This window comes from Vibrio sp. CCB-PB317, assembly GCF_022808245.1.
In the GTDB taxonomy this organism is placed as follows: domain Bacteria; phylum Pseudomonadota; class Gammaproteobacteria; order Enterobacterales; family Vibrionaceae; genus Vibrio; species Vibrio diabolicus.
The window spans coordinates 178,763-202,585 of sequence record NZ_JALGNU010000003.1 but is presented as its reverse complement, the minus strand read 5'-3'; the positions used below and the strand labels follow the sequence as shown (position 1 = coordinate 202,585).

The 23,823-nt window shown below is 45.8% G+C and carries 18 protein-coding genes and 10 tRNA genes; 1 reads left to right on the top strand and 27 read right to left on the bottom strand.

Features of this window, described 5'->3' with window-relative positions; all coding sequences use genetic code 11:
* Window positions 1-120 precede the first annotated feature (120 nt).
* The 22 genes from MTR11_RS18185 to pncC all read right to left on the bottom strand — a co-directional run bounded on the left by MTR11_RS18185 (window position 121) and on the right by pncC (window position 16,605).
* Window positions 121-2,964, bottom strand: coding sequence for a M16 family metallopeptidase (locus tag MTR11_RS18185; protein ID WP_243328164.1), 2,844 nt, complete (start codon window positions 2,962-2,964; stop codon window positions 121-123).
* 9 nt (window positions 2,965-2,973) lie between these two features.
* Entirely contained in the window at window positions 2,974-3,435 is a 462-nt protein-coding gene (locus tag MTR11_RS18180) for a YqaA family protein (protein ID WP_047008984.1), read from the bottom strand.
* Window positions 3,429-4,379, bottom strand: a complete 951-nt coding sequence (locus MTR11_RS18175; RefSeq protein WP_243328163.1) for an NADP-dependent oxidoreductase — start codon at window positions 4,377-4,379, stop codon at window positions 3,429-3,431. Before MTR11_RS18175 ends, MTR11_RS18180 begins: the two co-directional genes overlap by 7 nt.
* A gap of 123 nt (window positions 4,380-4,502) precedes the next feature.
* A complete protein-coding gene (locus MTR11_RS18170) occupies window positions 4,503-5,633 on the bottom strand; it encodes a sodium ion-translocating decarboxylase subunit beta (RefSeq protein WP_005396706.1) in 1,131 nt (376 codons plus the stop codon).
* Window positions 5,634-5,642: 9 nt separating this feature from the next.
* A complete protein-coding gene (oadA, locus tag MTR11_RS18165; RefSeq protein ID WP_109169452.1) occupies window positions 5,643-7,427 on the bottom strand; it encodes a sodium-extruding oxaloacetate decarboxylase subunit alpha in 1,785 nt (594 codons plus the stop codon).
* A gap of 31 nt (window positions 7,428-7,458) precedes the next feature.
* Window positions 7,459-7,716 carry an oxaloacetate decarboxylase subunit gamma gene (locus MTR11_RS18160; protein WP_005379932.1) on the bottom strand — a complete coding sequence of 86 codons (258 nt, stop codon included), beginning with the start codon at window positions 7,714-7,716 and terminating at the stop codon, window positions 7,459-7,461.
* A 555-nt stretch (window positions 7,717-8,271) separates the two neighbouring features.
* Window positions 8,272-8,348 (bottom strand) — tRNA-Arg (locus tag MTR11_RS18155).
* Window positions 8,349-8,400: 52 nt separating this feature from the next.
* Window positions 8,401-8,477: transfer RNA gene (locus MTR11_RS18150), tRNA-Arg, on the bottom strand.
* A 53-nt stretch (window positions 8,478-8,530) separates the two neighbouring features.
* Window positions 8,531-8,607 (bottom strand) — tRNA-Arg (locus MTR11_RS18145).
* Window positions 8,608-8,659: 52 nt separating this feature from the next.
* Window positions 8,660-8,736: transfer RNA gene (locus MTR11_RS18140), tRNA-Arg, on the bottom strand.
* A gap of 52 nt (window positions 8,737-8,788) precedes the next feature.
* Window positions 8,789-8,865 (bottom strand) — tRNA-Arg (locus MTR11_RS18135).
* A 52-nt stretch (window positions 8,866-8,917) separates the two neighbouring features.
* Window positions 8,918-8,994: transfer RNA gene (locus tag MTR11_RS18130), tRNA-Arg, on the bottom strand.
* Between the two features lie 55 nt (window positions 8,995-9,049).
* A tRNA-Arg gene (locus MTR11_RS18125) sits at window positions 9,050-9,126 on the bottom strand.
* Between the two features lie 85 nt (window positions 9,127-9,211).
* Window positions 9,212-9,303 (bottom strand) — tRNA-Ser (locus MTR11_RS18120).
* 29 nt (window positions 9,304-9,332) lie between these two features.
* Window positions 9,333-9,409: transfer RNA gene (locus tag MTR11_RS18115), tRNA-Arg, on the bottom strand.
* A gap of 32 nt (window positions 9,410-9,441) precedes the next feature.
* A tRNA-Ser gene (locus MTR11_RS18110) sits at window positions 9,442-9,533 on the bottom strand.
* Window positions 9,534-9,867: 334 nt separating this feature from the next.
* Complete coding sequence (gene csrA / locus MTR11_RS18105; RefSeq protein WP_004415691.1) at window positions 9,868-10,065, bottom strand: carbon storage regulator CsrA; 198 nt, start codon at window positions 10,063-10,065, stop codon at window positions 9,868-9,870.
* Window positions 10,066-10,157: 92 nt separating this feature from the next.
* On the bottom strand, window positions 10,158-11,345 hold the full coding sequence (locus MTR11_RS18100) for an aspartate kinase (protein WP_005393869.1): 1,188 nt from the start codon (window positions 11,343-11,345) through the stop codon (window positions 10,158-10,160).
* A 212-nt stretch (window positions 11,346-11,557) separates the two neighbouring features.
* Complete coding sequence (gene alaS / locus MTR11_RS18095) at window positions 11,558-14,140, bottom strand: alanine--tRNA ligase (protein WP_243328162.1); 2,583 nt, start codon at window positions 14,138-14,140, stop codon at window positions 11,558-11,560.
* A gap of 142 nt (window positions 14,141-14,282) precedes the next feature.
* Window positions 14,283-14,750 (bottom strand): recombination regulator RecX, encoded by a 468-nt coding sequence (gene recX / locus MTR11_RS18090; protein WP_005393871.1) that lies wholly within the window; start codon window positions 14,748-14,750, stop codon window positions 14,283-14,285.
* A 128-nt stretch (window positions 14,751-14,878) separates the two neighbouring features.
* Window positions 14,879-15,922 (bottom strand): recombinase RecA, encoded by a 1,044-nt coding sequence (recA, locus tag MTR11_RS18085; RefSeq protein ID WP_005393872.1) that lies wholly within the window; start codon window positions 15,920-15,922, stop codon window positions 14,879-14,881.
* Window positions 15,923-16,122: 200 nt separating this feature from the next.
* Window positions 16,123-16,605 carry a nicotinamide-nucleotide amidase gene (pncC, locus tag MTR11_RS18080; RefSeq protein ID WP_243328161.1) on the bottom strand — a complete coding sequence of 161 codons (483 nt, stop codon included), beginning with the start codon at window positions 16,603-16,605 and terminating at the stop codon, window positions 16,123-16,125.
* An 84-nt stretch (window positions 16,606-16,689) separates the two neighbouring features.
* Between pncC and mutS the strand changes: the two genes are divergently transcribed.
* A complete protein-coding gene (gene mutS, locus MTR11_RS18075) occupies window positions 16,690-19,251 on the top strand; it encodes a DNA mismatch repair protein MutS (protein ID WP_104974806.1) in 2,562 nt (853 codons plus the stop codon).
* 82 nt (window positions 19,252-19,333) lie between these two features.
* On the opposite strand, the gene rpoS is transcribed toward mutS, so the two are convergent.
* The 5 genes from rpoS to truD form a co-directional block, all read right to left on the bottom strand.
* Window positions 19,334-20,320, bottom strand: a complete 987-nt coding sequence (rpoS, locus tag MTR11_RS18070) for an RNA polymerase sigma factor RpoS (RefSeq protein WP_005393877.1) — start codon at window positions 20,318-20,320, stop codon at window positions 19,334-19,336.
* Window positions 20,321-20,400: 80 nt separating this feature from the next.
* Window positions 20,401-21,324 (bottom strand): peptidoglycan DD-metalloendopeptidase family protein, encoded by a 924-nt coding sequence (locus MTR11_RS18065; protein ID WP_065646114.1) that lies wholly within the window; start codon window positions 21,322-21,324, stop codon window positions 20,401-20,403.
* 13 nt (window positions 21,325-21,337) lie between these two features.
* Window positions 21,338-21,964, bottom strand: a complete 627-nt coding sequence (locus MTR11_RS18060) for a protein-L-isoaspartate(D-aspartate) O-methyltransferase (RefSeq protein ID WP_046875091.1) — start codon at window positions 21,962-21,964, stop codon at window positions 21,338-21,340.
* Window positions 21,964-22,740: a 5'/3'-nucleotidase SurE gene (gene surE, locus MTR11_RS18055; RefSeq protein WP_005393882.1), complete on the bottom strand. Its 777-nt coding sequence runs from the start codon at window positions 22,738-22,740 to the stop codon at window positions 21,964-21,966. The genes MTR11_RS18060 and surE overlap by 1 nt, the downstream gene beginning before the upstream one ends.
* Window positions 22,740-23,783, bottom strand: coding sequence for a tRNA pseudouridine(13) synthase TruD (truD, locus tag MTR11_RS18050; RefSeq protein ID WP_104969794.1), 1,044 nt, complete (start codon window positions 23,781-23,783; stop codon window positions 22,740-22,742). Before truD ends, surE begins: the two co-directional genes overlap by 1 nt.
* Window positions 23,784-23,823: the final 40 nt, after the last annotated feature.

Here is a 23,823-nt window from a genome sequence, read left to right as displayed (position 1 = left end):
CACAAAGGACAAGCGTAAGCTAAGTTATTGATATTTAATGCATCTAGATAAATAACCCACGAAAAGTCGCTTATCTAGATGAATAGCGGAGAAACGTTTCTCCGCTATTAAATGTGTACTCTATCGAATGATTTCAAGCTCTTCTACGTCTTTCCCCAACTTTTCTAATTGAGGACGCAGTGATTTAGCATCACCAACGACGATAATTTGATAGTCATTTGGATCAAACCACTTTTGAGCCAGTGCATTCAACGTCTGCTTATCGACTTTTTCTACGATAGCGTTTCTTTGCTGCAAGTAATCTTGATCGAGGTTGTACTTAAGAATATCACTGATGAGTTCCGCTTTTTGTGTTGGCGTTTCATATTTCAGTGCATCTTTTTGACCGACCGCTTGACGCATAAATTTCATCTCTTCATCAGTAATTCCTGACTGCGAGTATTCATTTAGCTCATTTTCCATCTCAATGATAGAAGCAACCGTTGCATCCGCTCGTACTTGCGCGGTGAAAACAACCGAGCCAGTTTCTGGATTTCCAGAGAAGTAGCCGTAAGCGCCGTATGTGTAACCCTTGTCTTCACGTAGGTTTTGGTTAATGCGGCTATTGAAGTTTCCAGCTAAGTTGAAGTTTGCCAGTTGGCTTAGGTAAAAATCGCCCGTTGCATCGTAAGGCATACCCTGACGAACCATCATGACCACACTTTGTGGTGCACCTGGTTTATCAACAAGATGGATCTTTTGCTCACCTAATGCAGCGATGCTTTGCGGTGCATACAATGGTGCAGCTTCATCCTGCCAGTTTTTCCAGAACGTCAGCTGCTGTTCAATTTCCTGTTGTTCAATGTCACCAACAACGACGATTTGCGCACTTTGTGGCGTGTAATGCTTCGAGTAGAATTCACGGACATCATCCAACGTTAGTGCACTTACCCCTGCTTGCGTGCCGTCTTTTGGTCGAGCAAAAACAGAGTCCCCATAGAGCACCTGGCGAGTCGCTTGTGATGCCATCCAACTTGGGTTTTGATGCTCATACACAAGACCTTCTAGCGCTTGCATCTTCACACGATCGAAGTCTGCTTGCTTAAATGCAGGAGACAGCAACATCTCTTCGACAATTTTCAACGTCGGCTCTAAGTTCTTTTCTAAAGCAGAAACGCTGATGCTTGTTGTGTAGCCCGTTGCATTCACGGAGATGACACTACCTAGTTTATCGAGCTCAGCTTGAATCTCTTCGACACTACGTTTCGTTGTGCCTTCTTGCAACATTGCGGCGGTCAATTGGGCAAGACCTTCTTTGCCCTTTTCAACAAAACGTGTTCCCGCAGGTAAACTAAACTGCATCATGACCGTTGGTGTTTCATCGCTAACCGCGCCAAGCAACTCCGAGCCATTATTAAAATGAAGCTCGTACAACTCAGGCATCGTCGCTTTCACTGGCTCCCCTACAGGCGGTTGCACAGAGCGATCGAAGTTATCGGTCGCACGACGATACGCCAATTGATCATCAGTGATCTTCTCGTATTCTGGTAGCGTACGTTTTGGCGTCACAAAGGTCGCTGGTTTTACGACAAGGTCAGTTTTTCCTTTTGGTACCACGCTTAGGGTCACTTTGTTCTTACCTCGGATAAAATCCGTATACGCTTTTTCTACCGATGCAGGCGTCACTGCGCGGATCTGCTCAAGCTGTTGCTCAAGACGGTCTGGATCGCCGAAGAATGTCTCGTTGGATGCCAACTGCGTTACTTTGCCTTTAACACTTTCTAATGCAAAGATAGCATCCGCTTCCGCCTTACCCTTCAATTGTTCAAGGCGATCTTCTGTCACGCCTTTTTCAGCAAACTGATTGAGTGACTGTAAAAGCTCGTCGTACAGTTTTGATAGATCGCCTTTGTCCCCTGAATCACCCATTGCATAAACGTAAAAGTTACACGCCAGTTCTGCACAGTCATGGAATGAGCCCGCATCGACGGCTTTTTGAGTCTTGACTAAGTCTTGGTAGAGCACGCTGTTTGTACCGCCACCTAGCACTTCAGATAGCGTATCGAGAGACGCTTGGCTTTCTTCGCCGTTGTAAGTTGTTGGCCACGCGATCATCACCATCGGTTGTTGAATGCGATCTTCTAGCGTGATGTATTTGTCTTCTTGCAGTTTTGCAGGTTGTTTCGGCGCATTTTCAACCTCTGGCCCACGAGGAATCGAACCGAAGTACTTATTTACCCACTCAAGAGTTTGTTCAACGTCTAAGTCCCCACCGATAGTGATAGTCGCATTGTTTGGGCCATACCAACGTAAGAAAAACGCTTTGAGATCGTTCACATCAACACGATCAAGATCTTCAACATAACCAATAGTTTGCCACGAATACGGATGACCTTCAGGATATAACGCTTCAGACATACGCTCCCAAATTAAGCCATAAGGACGATTATCGTAACGCTGAGCTCGCTCATTTTTTACAGTTGAACGCTGAATTTCAAATTTGCGTTGAGAAACCGCATCCAGCAAAAAGCCCATACGGTCAGACTCTAACCACAGCATTTTCTCTAGCTGGTTAGCCGGGACAGTTTCAAAGTAGTTAGTACGATCACGGTTTGTCGTACCATTTAACGTACCTCCAGCCTCTGTGATGATTCTGAAGTGCTCTTGGTCACCAACGTTCTCTGAACCTTGGAACATCATGTGCTCAAAGAAATGCGCAAAACCAGACTTACCCACTTCTTCACGAGCCGAACCAACATGGTAAGTCACATCCACATGGACCAATGGGTCGGAATCTTCAGGAGCTAAGATCACCGTTAAACCATTATCAAGTTTATACTTTTGGTATGGAATCTTAACTTTGCCTTCTTCCGCTTTCGATGACTCGACGAAAGTTACCCCCTCCGGCAGTGATGAAACTGGCGTATTTGATACACAGCCCGTGATCACTAACAGTGAGCACGCGCCAACCCAAAACATCTTCATGTACTTTCCTTAAAATAATCCGAGATAGATGGCCGCAAGCAAGCTATACCTAGCAGCCTTTCCTAAAAATATTAAAATCACGCAAGGCAGAAGCTTCATTCTCAGCCACCCTGCGGCTAAACACAGCGGGTCTCCAATTATGGGTAACCAGCTAAAAAACAATCCCAAATAGCCATACTTAGACAACCAGTTTAATGCGGTATGACCGTGCTTTTCTTCTTGCGCTTTGTTGGGAATCCACAAGCCAAGCCAATAATTTGTTAAGCCACCAAGCGTATTGCCGATAGTGGCGACCATAATAATTGACGAAACGGAATATTGATTTAATGAGAGAGTGGCAACTAAGCCCGCCTCAGAACCACCAGGTAACAAAGTGGCACTGAGAAAACCGGTCATGAAAAGCACCCATAACGCTGAATCTGAAAACCAAAGCGCTAAACTTTCAAAGCTCGTATTAAATGCTTCTAGCATGTCATATCAAGCAACACCTTGCCTCTGGTTCTTCCTGATTCAACTTGCTGGTGAGCAGCAATCACATCGCTCATCGGATAAACCTGTTGAATTTCAGTCTTCAGTAAACCAACGCCAACCATGTACAACAAGGTATCTAATTGCGCTGGATCTGGCTCAACCAACATGCCGTTAGCCTCAAAGCCTAGGAGTTTGGCTTTTTCACAAATCAGCTCAGCCGTGATGGTTGGAACGGTTATGACTCTCGCACCGTCTTTCAGGCATTTAAGCGCATCTAACGCGGCATCTCCACCTACTAAATCAATCAAAACATCAACGTCTTCAACACGTTCTGACACTGGTGCAAATTGATAGTTCACTGCATGAGCGCCAAGGGTAGCCAGGTAGTCTAAATTTCGTTCACTGCAGGTTGTAAAGACTTCCGCTTTCGTCGCGATCGCGATTTGTACCGCTAGGTGTCCAACGCCACCGGCTCCAGCGAGGATAAGTACGCGATCGTTTTCTGTCACATTGGCTTTGCTGAGTGCTTGTGCCGCAGTTTGGCCAGCCAACGGTAATGCTGCTGCTGCCTCTAAAGTAACTGAACTGGGAACATGACTTAACTCAGCTTCTGGAACACATACGTACTGACTGTACCCACCGCCTCGGACTGGGAAACCGATAAATCCAGCCACCTCATCACCATCATTAAAACGCGACGCCCCCTCTCCACTGGACACGACTTTTCCTGAGATGTCGTAACCTGGTACCCAAGGTAAATTATCCTTGTTCTGCGCAGCTGCCCAACCGAGTCCGGCTCGAGTTTTAACATCAATAGGATTTACGCCTGAAAAAGCGACTTTTACTAAGACTTCACCAGGCTGTGGTGATGGTGTAGAAGCATGCTGAATCGCGAGTACGTTGGCATCACCAAATTCAGTGATAACGATCTGTTTGTGTTCCATAAACCATTCCCTGCAAGAAAACAAAAAGGGATGCGAAAGCATCCCTTTGACTATAAACCATTTTGTTAACCGAAGTTAATCGTGATTTTGTAAATTGGTTGATCATTCCATTTTCGGTAATGACTAGCCGACAAGTGCTAGCAAGATACCAGCGGCAACCGCTGATCCCAATACACCTGCAACGTTTGGTCCCATCGCATGCATCAACAAGAAGTTTTGCGGGTTAGCTTGTAAGCCGACTTTGTTCACCACACGCGCGGCCATTGGTACCGCAGAAACGCCAGCCGCACCAATAAGTGGGTTGATGTCTTCTTTTGAGAACTTGTTCAGCAACTTAGCCATTAGCACACCAGCACCCGTGCCAATACTAAACGCAACCGCACCAAGCCCTAGAATGCCTAATGTTTCTAAGTTCAGGAATTGATCCGCTTGCAGCTTCGAGCCAACCCCTAAGCCCAAGAAGATCGTCACGATGTTGATCAGCTCATTTTGTGCGGTTTTCGATAGACGATCGACCACACCCGCTTCACGCATTAAGTTACCAAGACAGAACATACCGACAAGAGGCGTTGCTGAAGGTAGGAAAAGAATCGTCATGAGTAATACTGCCATCGGGAACAATACCTTTTCCCATTTACCCACGTGACGCAGTTGCGCCATTTGAATCTCACGTTCTTCCTTAGTGGTTAGCGCCTTCATGATTGGCGGCTGAATGATTGGCACTAAAGCCATGTAGCTGTACGCGGCTACAGCAATCGCACCAAGCAGGTCTGGTGATAACTTACTTGCTAAGAAAATCGCCGTTGGACCATCCGCACCACCGATGATAGCGATAGACGATGCATCCGCCATGGAGAACTCCATGCCAGGTACATAGTTGAGCAAAATAGCGCCAAACAATGTCGCAAAAATACCAAACTGAGCTGCCGCACCTAGCCACAACGTTTTTGGGTTTGCGATCAAAGCACCAAAGTCGGTCATCGCACCCACACCCATGAAGATCAACAACGGGAACACACCCGATTCAATCCCAATGTAGTAAACGTAGTAGAGCAAGCCGCCAGGCTCAGTAAAGCCAGCATTTGGAATATTCGCCAAGATAGCACCAAAACCAATCGGCAATAACAGTAAAGGCTCAAAGCCTTTTTTGATTGCCAAAAACAGCAAGGTACAACCAACCAGCATCATACAGATTTGGCCGAACTCGAAGTTAGCGATCCCTGTTTCTGCCCAAAGGGTTAACAATCCGTCCATGATACTCCCTTACGCCAGGCTCAACAGAGGCGCACCTACTGTGACAGCATCGCCTTCTTTAACGTTCAACTCTTGAACCACACCACCACGCGCCGCACGCACTTCTGTTTCCATCTTCATTGCTTCAAGAATCAGTAGTACATCGCCTTCAGCCACTTCAGCGCCAGGCTGAACATTCACTTTAAAGATGTTACCGGCAAGAGGAGCAGGCACCGCTTCAGCAGAAGCGCTAGAAGGTGCGCTAGGTGCCGTCGATTTTGCAGGCGCCGCAGAAGGAGCGACAGAGGTTAGCTCGCCTTGAGGACCAACTTCCACCTCATACACCTGTCCGTCAACACGTACGCTATAAGTTTCTACGCCGCCAGTTGCTGGTTGCGCCGCAGGTACGGCAGGCTTCGCGGCTTCTAGCGTTGGTGCAGGTTCAAATGCTTCTGGGTTGTCACGATTCTTAAGGAACTTGAGACCAACTTGAGGGAAAAGCGCATAAGTAAGTACATCATCAACACGCTCACTTGCTAGCTTAATACCTTCTGATTTCGCTTTCTCCATCAGATCAACAGTAAGCGTCTCCATTTCAGGCTCAAGCAAATCGGCAGGACGACAAGTAATAGGCTCTTTGCCATCAAGTACTTTAGCTTGCAGCTCTGCATTTAACTCGGCTGGCGCTTGACCGTATTCGCCTTTCAATAGACCAGCGGTTTCCTTAGTAATACTCTTATAGCGTTCGCCAGTAAGCACGTTAATCACCGCTTGCGTTCCGACGATCTGCGAAGTTGGAGTCACCAATGGAATGAAACCAAGATCTTCGCGAACACGAGGGATCTCTTCTAATACTTCATCAATGCGATCCGCCGCGCCCTGTTCTTTCAACTGGCCTTCCATGTTGGTCAGCATACCTCCAGGCACTTGAGCAATCAGGATGCGAGAGTCTACACCTTTCAACTGACCTTCCCACTTCGCGTACTTCTTACGTACTTCACGGAAATACGCGGCGATAGGTTCTAGTTGCTCGAGCTTCAAATTCGTATCTCGCTCGGTTCCTTCTAGCATCGCGACTACCGTTTCCGTCGGTGTGTGACCATAGGTACAACTCATTGAAGAAATCGCTGTATCGAGAATATCAATACCAGCTTCAACTGCTTTTACCGCTGTCGCAGTAGACAAGCCTGTCGTCGCGTGACAATGAAGTGCTAATGGCACATCACAAGACGCTTTGATACGCGTGATAAGCTCTTCCGCTTCATAAGGCTTGAGTAAGCCAGACATATCTTTAATACACAGTGAATGACAACCTAAATCCTCTAGACGTTTTGCCAAGTCAACCCAAGTGTCTGCGTTATGCACAGGGCTTGTTGTGTAAGACAGCGTACCTTGAGCATGTGCGCCAACATCGACCGTTGCTTTAACGGCCTTCTGGAAGTTTCGCACGTCATTCATTGCATCAAAGATACGGAACACGTCCATACCGTTAGCATGTGCGCGTTCAACGAACTTCTCTACTACGTCGTCGGCATAATGGCGGTATCCTAAAAGGTTTTGACCACGCAGTAGCATTTGCATTGGCGTATTAGGCATCGCTTTTTTCAGCTCACGTAAACGCTCCCAAGGATCTTCCCCTAAGAATCGAATACAAGAATCAAACGTTGCGCCACCCCAAGTCTCTAGAGACCAGTAACCAACCTTATCCAACTCAGCTGCGATAGGCAGCATATCCTCAATACGCATACGCGTAGCAAATAGTGATTGATGGGCATCACGAAGGACCACATCTGTAATAGCTAGTGGTTTAGACATGCTCTTAAACTCCTTTTTAATCCTGGTTCGGCTACTTCGCGAATGAGGCGCGATGTTTATGAATCGCAGCCGAGATCGCCGCCACTACTTGTGGACTAACAGCTGAAGAGGTTGATTGAATATTAGTATTTGTTTTTGGTGCTGCGATCGGCTCTGGTACTTCTTCTGGTACCAATTTCGACATTAGCCGAACGAGATAAACAAGAATAGTGAGGAAAATAAATACGACCGCCATCCCCGTTAGCATCAGGGTGGCCGCATCTACTAGCAGGCTTCCTATATTAGTCATGTTGCTTCCTTTCTTTGTCATCCTGACAACGTGCAGGACTTTAATAGCTTCAAATCCCGACCAATGGATTATCTCGATTGGTTAAATTTTGTCAATTTTGTTTAAGGAAGGTTTGTAATAATCCTGATAAATGATTATTTATTCACTACCCAGATCACAGTTCATGACAAAATAATTACTGCGAATCTGCTATCTCCTTACGAACAGAGTAAAGGAGGACATAAATAAAAACTGCGATTTGGATTTCAAAACCAAATCGAGATTTACACATAAAAGCCAATAAAAACAAAAGGATGTCATTTAATAACAATTAATAAACAAATAAAAAACAAAGAAGTTACATTTAAACAATTGAAGTGAAAGAAACGGAAATCAATATACAGGAGAGATAGTAAGGATGGATTCACAAACTACAGCAGAAACTTTATTCCAAATTGCTTAGATAAGCACATATTCGCTTTTGGAAAAGAAGGGCATCGCCTCTAACGACTCAGGTTATAGTTCTAGATGTCCAGATACAAAAAAGCCTCGCAATTGCGAGGCTTTTTCAGTAAATGGCGCGTCCTGGAGGATTCGAACCTCCGACCGCCTGGTTCGTAGCCAGGTACTCTATCCAGCTGAGCTAAGGACGCGCAGTTTTCGATATCAACTTTCATCAATATCAGGGCAATACCCTTTAATAAGTGGCGCGTCCTGGAGGATTCGAACCTCCGACCGCCTGGTTCGTAGCCAGGTACTCTATCCAGCTGAGCTAAGGACGCGCAAGTTTTCGATATCGACTGTCATCAATATCAGGGCAATACCCTTTAATAAGTGGCGCGTCCTGGAGGATTCGAACCTCCGACCGCCTGGTTCGTAGCCAGGTACTCTATCCAGCTGAGCTAAGGACGCGCAGTTTTCGATATCGACTTTCATCAATATCAGGGCAATACCCTTCAATAAGTGGCGCGTCCTGGAGGATTCGAACCTCCGACCGCCTGGTTCGTAGCCAGGTACTCTATCCAGCTGAGCTAAGGACGCGCAGTTTTCGATATCGACTTTCATCAATATCAGGGCAATACCCTTCAATAAGTGGCGCGTCCTGGAGGATTCGAACCTCCGACCGCCTGGTTCGTAGCCAGGTACTCTATCCAGCTGAGCTAAGGACGCGCAGTTTTCGATATCGACTTTCATCAATATCAGGGCAATACCCTTCAATAAGTGGCGCGTCCTGGAGGATTCGAACCTCCGACCGCCTGGTTCGTAGCCAGGTACTCTATCCAGCTGAGCTAAGGACGCGCAATAATCTTATTTTACTTTGTATAACCCGTTTATCAAACGAATTATTAAATAGTGGCGCGTCCTGGAGGATTCGAACCTCCGACCGCCTGGTTCGTAGCCAGGTACTCTATCCAGCTGAGCTAAGGACGCGCAGATCTTCTTGCTAGGAAGTTGTGAAGCAAATCACATTCATTTCTTACGAAACAAAAAAAAGGCCATCGGGCCAGTCAATGAATGGCGGTGAAGGAGGGATTCGAACCCTCGATACGGGATAAACCGTATACTCCCTTAGCAGGGGAGCGCCTTCAGCCTCTCGGCCACCTCACCGTTTTCATTGTTATATCTCAGAAGAGATATGGCGCGTCCTGGAGGATTCGAACCTCCGACCGCCTGGTTCGTAGCCAGGTACTCTATCCAGCTGAGCTAAGGACGCACTTTTTTGTTGATTTATCAACGTTGCAAGAATGGCGGTGAGGGAGGGATTCGAACCCTCGATACGGGATAAACCGTATACTCCCTTAGCAGGGGAGCGCCTTCAGCCTCTCGGCCACCTCACCGTCTTGCGGAGGCACATATTACGTTTTACCGAAAATATGTCAAACACTTTCTTTGAAAAAATCCACGAAACTGACTTAACCGTTGCTGATTTAATCAAAGTGACCATTAAACGAACTTTACCACTCTATTATGATGAAAAAAAGAGAGTCTTCTCTGAAAAAAAGACATTTATTTTCAAACAACTTCCTGGTGTTCGATTCAACAATATTGACGGATTCACAGCCACACTCAACACAATGGTTTCCGCAAATCTTCAAAAACATTAAAGACTAAAAAGGCCAACCCTTCGGTTAGCCTTTTTCATTCAAACTAAGCTCTGTAAACAGGAGCGACTTAGTAGTTACCTGAAGCAACGTTGCCATTGCCTTTTTCAGCTTGAATGCGCATGTAGATTTCTTCACGGTGAACTGAAACCTCTTTCGGAGCGTTAACGCCGATACGTACTTGGTTACCTTTCACACCTAGTACAGTTACAGTCACTTCATCACCAATCATCAGTGTTTCGCCTACGCGGCGAGTCAAAATTAGCATTCTTTGCTCCTTGAGTAATCTCTAAATTTTCTTGCTACAAAGCTATTATCCAACAAAAGTTATATTTTCGTAAACTACCTTGTTAGCGAAAATCAGCCTAAAAAGGCATGTTTTTGTTGAATGTTTAATGCTTCACTAGACGTAATGTAAGCATCATGCAGAATGTTTGCTGCTGTATCCACACATTCGGGTGCTAAAACTAGCATCATAGTGAGTGCATTCGTTGCGCTGAAATTGATCTCAATATCTCGCTTTGCCAACAAATCGCATGCGTGCTCTACCATTCCATTGGCCTCAAGCCCCACTGCGGTCAACAGGCTTACCACTTCACTATTACGGATTTTGTCGCTGAACACCAGATCGAACTTGGCACATGCATCTTGTTTTATCATGATACCTGCCCGTTCTGCTTCCTCGATCACATTCCAAATGTCTATACCCAGCATCTGACATTGTTTTGTAGCACTAGATAAATGTTCTTTATCGACTTCGATAATGGCAAGGTCACGTTGAATGGCTATACCAGAGACGGCTTGATTGCCTGACTCCCCCTTTACCAAACTGCCTTCATTAACATCAAATGTCGAAAGCACGCGTAGTGGCACATTATTCTTCCATGCAAATTGCACTGAAGGTAAATGTAATACTTTTGCGCCTCGGCTTGCCATCGCTTCCATTGAAGGAAAATCGATAACCGCCAATTTGCGCGCATTTTTCACTACACGTGGGTCACAAGTATAAATACCATCAACGTCGGTAAAGATTTGACACTCGTCAGCGCGCAATGCGCCCGCCAGTGCCACAGCGCTCGTATCTGAGCCACCTCGACCTAATGTGGTGATATCCCCATTCTCATTCACACCTTGAAAGCCCGCAACAATCACGATTTGGTCTTGCTCAAGCAATCCCATAATTGTCGTGGTATCAATGTGTTTAATCGTTGCGTCATTGTGTTGATTATCCGTCACAATATTCGCCTGTGCTCCGGTAAGCGAGCGCGCAGCATGACCCATTTTATTCAAAGTCATGGCTAACAGTGCCATTGACACTTGCTCACCAGCAGAGAGCAAAACATCAAGTTCTCGAGCTGTAGGTACGCTATCTATCTGTTTAGCGAGATCCATCAGTCTGTTTGTTTCGCCTGACATTGCAGACACGACAACAACAACTTGATTGCCATCATTTTTCGCCTTAATGATGTGTTCAGCGACTTGGTGGATTCTTTCAATTGAACCCACAGAGGTTCCGCCAAACTTTTGCACGATAAGGGGCTTTTTCACCAGTCTTCACCTTCCCAAGACCGAAGTCTCTTTAGAACTGCTTACATCTTAAATATTTCCTTTGAGAAAAATTATATAAGCAGTAGTTACAACAAAAACCAAGCAGCTTAAATGACTCGGTTAACTTTTGGTCAATTAAACCACTTGGTTGCTAAAAAAAATTACGCTCAATCAAAGAAACTTGATTGAGCGTAATTTTATTAGTTAAGAGCTTATAAACGCTCTTCTAGCCAAGGCTGAACTGTTTTGATTGCCTCTGGTAGCGCTGAAACATCAGTACCACCGGCTTGAGCCATGTCTGGACGACCACCGCCCTTACCACCGACTTGCTCTGCAACCATTTTAACCAGATCACCTGCTTTTACTTTACCAGTGAGATCTTTAGTCACACCAGCAATCAAGCCAACCTTGTCACCCGTTACGTTGGCAAGCAGTACAACACCAGAACCCATTTGATTCTTGATGTCATCAACCATGGTACGTAGGTTCTTGCTATCAGCACCTTCAAGGGCCGCAACTAGAACTTTTGTGCCATTTACTTCAACCGCTTTGCCCATGATGTTAGCGCTTTCTGCGGCTGCCATCTTATCTTTTAGCTTCTGCACTTCTTTTTCTAGTGCTTTTGCTTTCTGTGCAGACTCTGCCAGTTTCTCTTCGTACTTCGCATTTTGAGCTTCAATAGCGTCTAATGCCGCCTCGCCTGTTACCGCTTCAATACGACGAATACCAGCTGCAATACCGCTTTCTGATGTGATTTTGAATAGACCAATATCACCCGTGCTTGATGCGTGAATACCACCACAAAGCTCAGTAGAGAAGTCACCCATAGACAACACGCGAACTTCGTCATCGTACTTCTCACCAAACAATGCCATTGCGCCTTTCTTCTTAGCAGACTCAATGTCCATCACATTGGTTTCAATCGTGTGGTTACGACGAATTTGTGCGTTTACTAGACGCTCAACTTCTTTCAGTTCTGCTGCAGTTACTGCCTCTAGGTGTGAGAAGTCGAAACGTAGGTTGTCTGCCTTCACCAATGAGCCTTTCTGCGTTACGTGCTCACCAAGAACTTGGCGTAGTGCTGCGTGTAGCAAGTGCGTCGCTGAGTGGTTAAGAGAGATAGCTGCGCGACGCTCTGCGTCAACGATAGTTGCCACTTCGTCACCTTTCGCTAGCACGCCTTCTGCCATTACACCGTGGTGTGCGATTGCGTTACCGAGTTTTTGAGTGTCTTCAACGCGGAATACACCAGACTCAGTACGGATTTCACCCGCGTCACCACACTGACCGCCTGACTCTGCGTAGAATGGCGTTTCACCAAGCACGATGATGGCTTTATCGCCTGCAGATAGTGAATCTACTTCGTTGCCTTCAACAAACATCGCTGCGATTGAACTAGAACCTTTAGTACCTGTGTAACCACAGAATTCTGTTTGCGTATCAACTTTGATTGCTGCGTTATAATCTGTACCGAATTGACCAGCTTCACGCGCACGTTGACGCTGCTCTTCCATCGCTTTTTCGAAACCCTCTTCGTCGATCGCGAACTCACGCTCACGTGCAACGTCGTTAGTGAGGTCTGCTGGGAAGCCGTAAGTATCGTAAAGCTTGAATACCGTTTCGCCGTCTAGCACTTTGCCATCTAGGTTATCTAATGCTTCGTTAAGAATTACCATACCGCGCTCAAGTGTACGACCGAAGTTTTCTTCTTCGATACGCAGCACTTTTTCAACCACTGCTTGTTGACGCTTCAGCTCTTCGCCTGCTGTACCCATTACTTCTGCTAATACGCCAACAAGCTTATAGAAGAATGCACCTTGTGCACCTAGCTTGTTACCATGACGTACGGCACGACGAATGATACGACGTAGTACGTAACCACGACCTTCGTTTGAAGGCATCACACCATCAACAATCAAGAATGAACATGAACGGATGTGGTCAGCAATAACGCGTAGCGATTGGTTCGATAGATCTTCATAACCAATGACTTCAGCCGCTGCTTTGATAAGAGTTTGGAATACATCGATTTCGTAGTTTGAGTGAACGCCTTGCATGATTGCAGAGATACGCTCGATACCCATACCAGTATCTACCGATGGTTTTGGTAGCGGTTCCATAGTGCCGTCTGCGTGACGGTTGAACTGCATGAATACGTTGTTCCAGATCTCGATGAAACGGTCACCATCTTCTTCAGGCGTGCCAGGACGACCACCCCAGATGTGTTCACCGTGATCGTAGAAGATTTCAGTACATGGACCACAAGGACCAGTGTCGCCCATTTGCCAGAAGTTATCAGACTCGTAAGGCTTGCCACCTTCTTTGTCACCAATGCGCACGATACGATCAGCAGGCACGCCAACTTTTTTGTTCCAGATGTCGAATGCTTCGTCATCGGTTTCGTAAACGGTTACCAATAGACGATCCGCAGGCAGTTTAAGAACTTCGGTTAGGAATTCCCAAGCAAATGAAATCGCATCTTCTTTGAAGTAGTCGCCAAAGCTGAAGTTGCCTAGCATTTCAAAGAATGTGTGGTGACGAGCGGTAAAGCCAACATTTTCCAGGTCGTTGTGTTTACCACCAGCACGTACACAACGCTGAGCCGTAGTCGCTCGAGTATAGGCTCGTTTTTCTAAGCCTAAGAAACAATCTTTAAATTGGTTCATACCTGCGTTTGTGAACAGCAGGGTTGGGTCGTTATGTGGAACTAACGATGAACTTTCTACGATTTGGTGTCCTTTGCTTTCAAAGAACTTGAGGAACGCGTTACGAACCTCGTCAGTGCTCATGTACATGCAGCTCTTCCTGAAAATAGTCGAGTTAGAATTTTGCCGTATTGTAGATCATGCAAACAGCTGAGACTAGTTTTCTTGAGGAAAAGAGGGAGTAGAAGAAAAAATTTGAAGCAAAACAAAAATCAGCGCAATTGGATCAACGCTAATCTTGGTCTTCAAAGGCAAGCGCATAGCTAATTTGGTCGAAACTGTAGCCTCGGTATTGTAGAAAACGGACTTGTTTTGCATATTCTTTTTGGTCCTTGGCTTTGACGCCTTTGAATTTCTTTTCTGCCGCCTGCTTAGCAAGTTCAAACCAGTCTTGTGGTTCTTCAGCCATGGCTTGCTCAATCACCGATTCCGCAACACGTTTCTGGTTTAACTCTTGGCGAATTCGACGCTCTCCATGTCCTTTGTATACATGCTGCCTAATTTGGCTCTTCGCATAACGTAAATCATCTAAATAGTTGTGGTCTAAGCAAAAATTAATCGCGATTTCGATGTCTGATGCTTCATAGCCTTTCATCGACAGTTTTTGGTACAGCTCATACTGACCATGATCACGACGGCTAAGCAGTTGGATAGCCGCCTCTTTGCTCGATAATGTTGGTGTCTGGCGCTTTTGGTACATGGTGATCCTAAAGGTATTTTTGCTGTACAGACTCTCAATGGCCTTTGTGATGATTCGATTTTTGATGTCAATAGATACAACAAAGCCCCGCATTGCAGGGCTTTATCACTTTTTAATCTGTGAAGGGATTAAAACTCTTCAGCTTGCTCAGGCGCCTCGCCTGCTTCAGGAGCTTCCGCAAGGGCTGGCGCTAACAACATTTCACGCAATTTAGTATCGATGGTTTTAGCCACTTCAGGATGCTCACGTAGGTAGTTGCACGCGTTCGCTTTACCTTGACCAATCTTATCGCCTTGGTAGCTGTACCAAGCACCAGCTTTTTCAACCAGTTTGTGCTTCACGCCTAGATCTACTAGTTCACCTTCGCGGTTAAAGCCTTGACCGTACATGATTTGCGTATTGGCTTCTTTAAACGGTGCAGCAATCTTGTTCTTAACCACTTTGATGCGAGTTTCGTTACCAACGACTTCGTCACCTTCTTTGATTGCGCCAGTACGACGAATATCAAGACGAACAGAAGCGTAGAATTTAAGTGCGTTACCACCTGTGGTCGTTTCTGGGTTACCGAACATCACACCAATCTTCATACGGATTTGGTTGATGAAGATACACATACAGTTAGACTGTTTTAGGTTACCTGTTAGCTTACGCATCGCTTGAGAAAGCATACGTGCTTGCAGACCCATGTGGCTGTCGCCCATTTCGCCTTCAATTTCTGCTTTTGGTGTTAGCGCCGCAACTGAGTCAACAACCATTACGTCGATAGCGCCAGAGCGAGCTAGTGCATCACAAATCTCTAGTGCTTGCTCACCAGTGTCTGGCTGAGAAACCAAGAGCGCATCGATATCAACACCAAGTTTCTTCGCGTAGACAGGATCCAGAGCGTGCTCTGCATCGATAAACGCACAAGTTTTACCTTCACGTTGCGCAGCAGCGATAAGCTCAAGCGTTAGTGTTGTTTTACCTGAAGATTCTGGACCGTAGACTTCTACGATACGGCCCATTGGCAGACCACCTGCACCCAAAGCGATATCAAGAGAAAGAGAGCCTGTTGAGATGGTTTCTACGTCCATTGCTCGGTTATCACCAAGGCGCATGATAGAGCCTTTACCGAATTGCTTTTCAATTTGACCTAGCGCAGCGGCGAGCGCTTTCTGTTTGTTCTCGTCCATTACTTTCTCCGATTTATTCATCTTCTTTGGGCGACGAATAGTAATTCATTTTTCTTAAGCAGCTAACCTGCTCAGCAATGAAAGTTATTATACTGTTGATTCATACAGTGTCTATACCTGTATAGAAAAAATTTAGTTCACAGCTTCTAAGGATTGGCTCTAACCCTTATCAATTCAGGGCTAAGACAGTGTAAGAAATTCTAAATTAAATGTTGGCACAATCGAGTCAATGCATGCATCACCGCTTGTTGACGAACTTCCGCCCTGTCACCAGAAAAATGCATGGTCTCAACAAAGAGCCAGTCGTGCTTATCCGCAAAAGCAAAGCAGACGGTTCCAACCGGCTTTTCATCACTGCCTCCCCCCGGTCCAGCAACACCACTGATGGAAACCCCAATAGTGGCATTCGAGTGTTGAAGCGCACCTTGCACCATTTCAATCACAACAGGCCCACTCACGGCACCATGTTCCTCTAAGGTTTCCGCTCTCACACCCAGCATTTCCATTTTGGCTTCGTTGCTGTAAGTGACAAAAGCTCTATCTAACCAACCTGAGCTGCCTGCAATATCAGTAATAGCGGTCGCAACACCGCCACCCGTGCACGATTCTGCCGTCGTTAAAACATGACCATACTTTGCCAATAATGCGCCTAAATCTGCGCTCAATTTTGTTGTTTTTTCCATAGCCAAAATGCCCTTTGTCTCTTTTTACTTGATAGGGATTCACGTATCCTAAGCCGCTACGGAAATAAACAAAAGAATTTACCTGTGAAAGCTGAACAAAAACACACTCCGATGATGCAGCAATACCTCAAGCTAAAAGCTGAGAACCCTGAGATTTTGCTGTTCTACCGCATGGGCGATTTCTACGAACTCTTTTACGATGATGCAAAGCGAGCGTCCCAACTGCTTGATATTTCGCTAACTAAGCGCGGTTCGTCAGCTGGAGAGCCTATTCCTATGGCGGGAGTGCCATTTCACGCAGTAGAAGGCTATCTAGCAAAACTTGTTCAGCTTGGTGAATCAGTCGCAATCTGCGAACAAATTGGCGATCCAGCCACCAGCAAAGGTCCGGTAGAACGTAAAGTTGTGCGTATCGTGACACCAGGCACTGTTACTGATGAAGCATTGCTTTCTGAGCGTGTCGATAACTTAATCGCAGCCATTTACCATCACAACGGTAAGTTCGGTTATGCTACGCTGGATGTCACTTCTGGTCGCTTCCAACTGACAGAACCAGAAACCGAAGAAGCGATGACAGCCGAGCTTCAGCGTACCGCACCACGTGAGCTACTATTCCCAGAAGATTTTGAACCTGTACATTTAATGGCGAGCCGCAACGGTAACCGTCGTCGCCCAGTATGGGAGTTTGAGCTTGATACGGCTAAGCAACAACTCAATCAACAGTTTGGCACCAAAGATCTGGTTGGTTTTGGCGTAGAACACGCGTCCTTAGGGTTATGTGCTGCTGGTTGTTTGATCCAGTATGTGAAAGATACACAACGTACGGCTTTACCTCATATTCGCTCTTTAACGTTTGATCATCAGGACCAATCCGTCATCCTTGATGCCGCTACCCGACGCAACCTGGAAATTACTCAAAATCTAGCAGGCGGAACCGATAACACGCTAGCTGAGGTACTCGACCATTGCGCGACGCCGATGGGTAGCCGAATGCTGAAGCGTTGGTTACATCAGCCTATGCGTTGCATTGAAACGTTAAACAATCGTCTTGATGCGATTGGTGAGATTAAAGAACAAGCGCTGTTTGCCGATCTTCAACCAACGTTAAAACAAATTGGTGATATTGAACGTATCTTAGCACGCCTTGCACTACGCTCTGCTCGCCCTCGCGATATGGCTAGACTTCGCAATGCCATGCAGCAGCTACCAGAGCTAGAATCTGTCACCGCTTCTTTGACCCATCCATATCTAGCAAAACTGGCGCAATACGCAGCTCCGATTGACGAAGTATGTGCTCTGTTAGAGCGTGCAATTAAAGAAAATCCGCCGGTTGTTATTCGTGATGGTGGTGTGATCGCTGAAGGCTATAATGCCGAGCTCGATGAATGGCGCAAATTAGCAGACGGTGCAACAGAATACCTTGAGCAGCTTGAGCGAGATGAGCGTGAACGACACGGCATCGATACGCTTAAAGTCGGCTACAACAACGTACATGGCTTCTTTATTCAAGTGAGCCGTGGCCAGAGCCATTTGGTTCCACCGCACTATGTGCGTCGCCAAACGCTCAAAAATGCCGAACGCTATATCATCCCAGAGCTCAAAGAGCACGAAGACAAAGTACTTAACTCGAAATCGAAAGCGCTGGCACTTGAGAAACAGCTGTGGGAAGAACTGTTTGATCTATTGATGCCAAATCTGGAGAAGCTGCAGAATTTAGCTTCTGCTCTGTCTCAACTGGATGTACTACAAAACCTAGCAGAGCGTGCAGATTCGTTGGATTACTGCCGACCAACGCTTGTGAAAGACGCTGGCATTCACATTCAAGCGGGTCGTCACCCAGTCGTAGAGCAAGTAACAACAGAACCGTTCATCGCGAACCCAATTGAGCTTAACCCAGCTCGTAAGATGTTGATCATCACCGGTCCAAACATGGGTGGTAAATCCACTTACATGCGTCAAACTGCGCTGATTGCATTGATGGCACATATCGGCTCTTATGTACCTGCAGAATCTGCACAAATTGGTTCTTTAGATCGTATATTTACTCGTATTGGTGCGTCAGATGATCTTGCATCTGGTCGTTCGACCTTCATGGTAGAAATGACGGAAACCGCTAATATTCTGCACAATGCAACTAAAAACAGTTTAGTGCTAATGGATGAAATTGGTCGCGGTACCAGTACTTACGATGGCCTCTCTTTAGCTTGGGCAAGTGCGGAATGGCTCGCAACACAAATTGGTGCGATGACACTATTTGCAACTCACTACTTCGAATTGACAGAGTTGCCAAACCAACTGCCAAACTTAGCGAACGTTCACTTGGATGCCGTAGAGCATGGAGACAGCATTGCCTTTATGCACGCAGTTCAAGAAGGTGCGGCAAGTAAGTCTTACGGCCTAGCTGTTGCGGGCTTAGCAGGTGTACCAAAAACGGTTATCAAAAATGCGCGTAACAAGCTATCTCAGCTAGAGCAACTAGGGCAAAACAGTGACGCACCACGTCCAAGTGCAGTAGATGTGGCTAACCAATTGAGTCTAATTCCAGAACCTAGCGAGATCGAACAAGCCTTATCTGGTATTGATCCTGATGATTTGACTCCACGCCAAGCACTTGAAGAGTTGTATCGTTTGAAGAAGATGCTTTAAATCGATTCACTTAAGCGAGCGCAAAAGAAAAAAGGCTATGGATAACCATAGCCTTTCGCATATCTACTGAAGTACGGATTATTTAATCATCTTCGACGTTAAATAAGTTTTCCATATTCAAACCTTGCTTGATTAAAACCTCACGAAGACGACGTAAACCTTCTACTTGGATTTGACGTACACGCTCACGTGTCAAACCAATCTCTCGACCAACTTCTTCAAGCGTCGAAGGCTCATAGCCTAGAAGACCAAAACGTCGTGCAAGTACTTCTTTCTGTTTTGGATTCAACTCTTCTAACCAATGAATCAGCGATGATTTGATATCGTCATCTTGAGTCGAGACTTCTGGATCGGAGTTGTTTGCGTCGGGAATAATATCCAACAGCGCTTTTTCACCGTCACCACCGATTGGTGTGTCGACAGAGCTAATACGCTCGTTAAGGCGTAGCATTTTGCTTACATCTTCGACTGGAATATCTAACTGAGCAGCAATTTCTTCTGCGGTAGGTTCGTGATCGAGCTTCTGAGAAAGTTCACGCGCAGTACGCAGATAAATGTTCAGCTCTTTCACGACATGAATAGGTAGACGGATCGTACGAGTTTGGTTCATCAACGCACGTTCGATCGTTTGTCGGATCCACCAGGTCGCATAAGTAGAGAAGCGGAAACCACGCTCTGGATCGAACTTCTCGACCGCACGGATCAAACCAAGGTTACCTTCTTCAATCAGATCGAGTAGTGCTAGACCTCGATTACTGTATCGACGAGAGATCTTGACCACCAAACGTAGGTTACTTTCGATCATACGTTTACGTGCCGCTTCGTCGCCACGCAGGGCTCGTCGAGCATAAAGCACTTCTTCTTCGGCAGTAAGTAGAGGTGAGAAGCCAATTTCACCTAGATACAACTGAGTTGCGTCTAAGCTTTTACTGCTCGCGTCAAATTCTTCACGCGCAGCCGTTTTGCTTTCTGTGGATGATGATTTTTCGAGTTCGTTATCAATGGTCTTCACTGACGCATTGTCAAATGCAAACTCTTCAACTTTGGTTACTGTGTTGCTGATACTCATAACGCCTCCCCCTGGCGAGTTAGCAAGACATGACAACTCAATATGTCGCTAAATGATGTCGCAAGTTGTTTTTCAAAGTTTTAAGGCAAATAGCGTTTTGGATTCACCGATTTACCTTGATAGCGAATTTCAAAGTGTAGCTTGACTGATTTAGCACCGGAACTACCCATGGTGGCGATTTTCTGTCCGCTTTTTACACTTTGTCCTTCTGATACCAGCAGTTTGTCATTATGTGCATAGGCGCTTAAATAATTGTCGTTATGCTTTACTATAATTAAGTTGCCATAACCTCGTAGCGCATTGCCTGAATAAACAACGGTGCCAGCTGCGGTTGAAACGATAGGTTGACCACGCTGTCCTGCGATGTCGATACCTTTATTTCCCTGTTCTCCCGCCGAAAAGTTCTTGATTACTCTCCCTTTTGTTGGCCACAACCACTTAGAAACTTTATCACTCTTCGCCGTGGTAACTGGCGCTTTTTGCTTCACTTTTTGGTTATCTTTTGAACCAACATACTCCTTTGTTTTCGATTGTTCAACCTTCTTTGGAGGCTGTTTTTGTACGACTTTAGGCTTAGTGTCTGTAGGTTTTTGACTAGAGTTTTTACTTGAAGTTTTTGGTTTAGAGGCTGTTGATGTTTTCGTCACTGGGGCTGGTGGCGTCGTAACAACAGGAACCACAACGGGTTCAACTTTTTGGCCATATTTAGGGGCGACATATTTCGGAGCCCAAAGTTTTAGCCTCTGTCCAGGGTAGATGGTGTAAGGCTGAGTTAACTCATTGTAACGGACAAGATCATTTACATCTTTATCTGTGACATAAGCTATGAAGTAAAGTGTATCGCCTTTTTTTACCTCATAATAACTCCCTCTGTAACTTCCTCTTTCAAGGCTTGAATAGTCTTTCTTTAAGCTAGAGACAGGTGCAGGAGAATGCGCTGCACAACCAACTAGTCCTGCAGCAAACACAAAGCTAATACCAATATGACGTAATAACTTACTCACCTATCCCTAACCCTTAAGCTAAATCACCCGCAACCAGAGGTACAAATCGAACCATTTCCACAACAGTAGAGAGATATTCATCTCCCTTACGTTCAATTTTTAGTAACTGTTGCTCCTTATCTCCAACAGGAATCACCATCTTACCGCCATCTTTTAATTGTGCGAGAAGTGCTTGGGGGATCACTTCTGCAGCTGCAGTAACAATGATGGCATCGAAAGGACCACGAGCTTCCCAGCCTTGCCACCCATCAGCATGCTTGGTTGAAACATTGTAGATATCCAATTGTTTCAGACGGCGTTTTGCTTCCCATTGCAACGATTTAATTCGCTCAACGGAGTATACATGGTCAACAATTTGCGCCAGTACTGCGGTTTGATAACCGGAACCCGTTCCGATTTCCAGTACGTGACTCGTTGGCTCTAGTTCGAGTAACTCGGTCATACGAGCAACAATATAAGGTTGAGAAATAGTTTGTCCCTGACCAATCGGTAACGCATTGTTATCGTAGGCTTGGTGCATCATCGCTTGAGAGACAAAGCTTTCTCGTGGTAAGCGTTGGATAGCATCCAGAACTCTTTGGTCTTTGATGCCACTGGAGATAAGAAACGCTATCAACCTGTCAGCATGTGGGTTACTCATTACTTCTCTTCCTTTAACCAACTATCCATTGCACGCAGCGACTCATGAGCAGTGAGATCAACTTGCAGAGGCGTCATTGAAACTCGACCATGTTCAATCGCATAAAAGTCGGTGCCCTCGCCCGCATCTTGCTCTTTTCCTGGAGGTCCTAACCAATAAATATCATGACCTCGCGGATCTTTCTGCTTAATCATATTCTCTGCGTGATGACGCGCACCTAAACGCGTGACTTCGATTTCGCCCAGGTTTTCTGCTGGTAAGTCAGGCACGTTTACGTTCAATAACCGATTCGTTGGAATCGGAGACGCTAAATGCTGTTGCACAATTTGACGTGCAATTTTTGCAGCAGATTCGAAATGACGCTTACCCACCAGCGAAAAAGCAACCGACTGAACACCAAGGAAATGCCCTTCCATTGCTGCAGCTACCGTTCCTGAGTAAAGAACGTCATCACCCAAATTTGCACCGTGGTTGATACCTGATAAAACAAGATCGGGCAAATCATCTTTCATCAGCTCATTCAGCGCGAAATGTACACAATCTGTAGGCGTTCCTTGCACTGAATAGATATTTGGGGCAATTTCAGTTACGCGTAATGGTTGCTCTAGTGTCAGTGAGTTCGAAGCACCTGAACGATTTCGGTCGGGTGCGACAATGGTCACTTCAGCGATATCTCGCAACTCATCAGCAAGTGCATGAATCCCTTGCGCATGTACGCCATCGTCATTGCTGATTAAGACTCTTAGGGGCTTCGCGTTTAGTGAATCCTGTTCCATTAGTATTCTCTTTCTACTTCAACCTCATTAACTAACTCACGAACGATAGAGGTTGCAAAAGATCCTGCATCCAGTGAGAAAGTCAGCGTAATGTTGTTACCTTCAACCGTCCAAGCTAAATCTTTTGGTTTAAGTGCAATATCTCGACGGTCATGGCGCATGCGATTACCACGAATCAGCGCCATGAGATCAGGTTCTTCATCTAAAAACGGTTGTTCTAAAGTAAGCGCATCCGCTTGAGTTGGAAGCGCATTATCGCCAGCAAGCGCAGCGGTAATTGCCACTTCACCAGCAGCAAATTGTGCTTGTAGATCTGCGATATTGCTTGCATCAACCAACTGAGTGCCAGAACTTGTCTGTGCAATATCACCATCGATGAATTTATCAAACACACCACTTTCTAGACGAGCAGAAACGATGCGGTTGAAAATCCACGAACGCGCCGCTGATAAATACATACTGCGCTTGTTTTGATTGCGGGTACGAACGTTTTCGCGTCCCCATCGACGTGCTTCTTCAAGGTTGTTGCCATCATTGCCAAAACGCTGACTACCAAAGTAGTTTGGCACACCAACTTGTTTCACTTTTTCAAGGCGTTGCTCTACATCTTCAACGTCAGTCACTTCAGACAAAGTGACAACAAACTCGTTCCCTATTAAGTCTCCAGGACGCAGTTTTTTGTTGTGTCGATCAGTCGCTAAGATCTCAATACTCGGATATTGAGCTAGGAATGCCGAGAAGTCCGGCGTTTCCCCTTTCGGTAAATGGACACTCAGCCATTGTTCCGTCACGGCATGGCGGTCTTTAAGGCCTGCCCAGCTAACGTCTTTCGACTTTACGCCACAAGCTTTCGCCAACTCATTCGCAACAAAACTGGTATTTTCTCCAGTTTTTCGAATACGCACCATTAGGTGCTCGCCTTCGCCCGTAAAGGCAAAACCTAAATCCTCACGAACCTGAAAATGTTCTGGTTGCGCTTTGATTTTTGCCGATGCAACAGGCTTACCCGTTAGATAAGCCAATGAAGATAAAATATCTGACATGATGTTTTTCCGCTGTTTACACAGCATTAAGGAGCAAGTT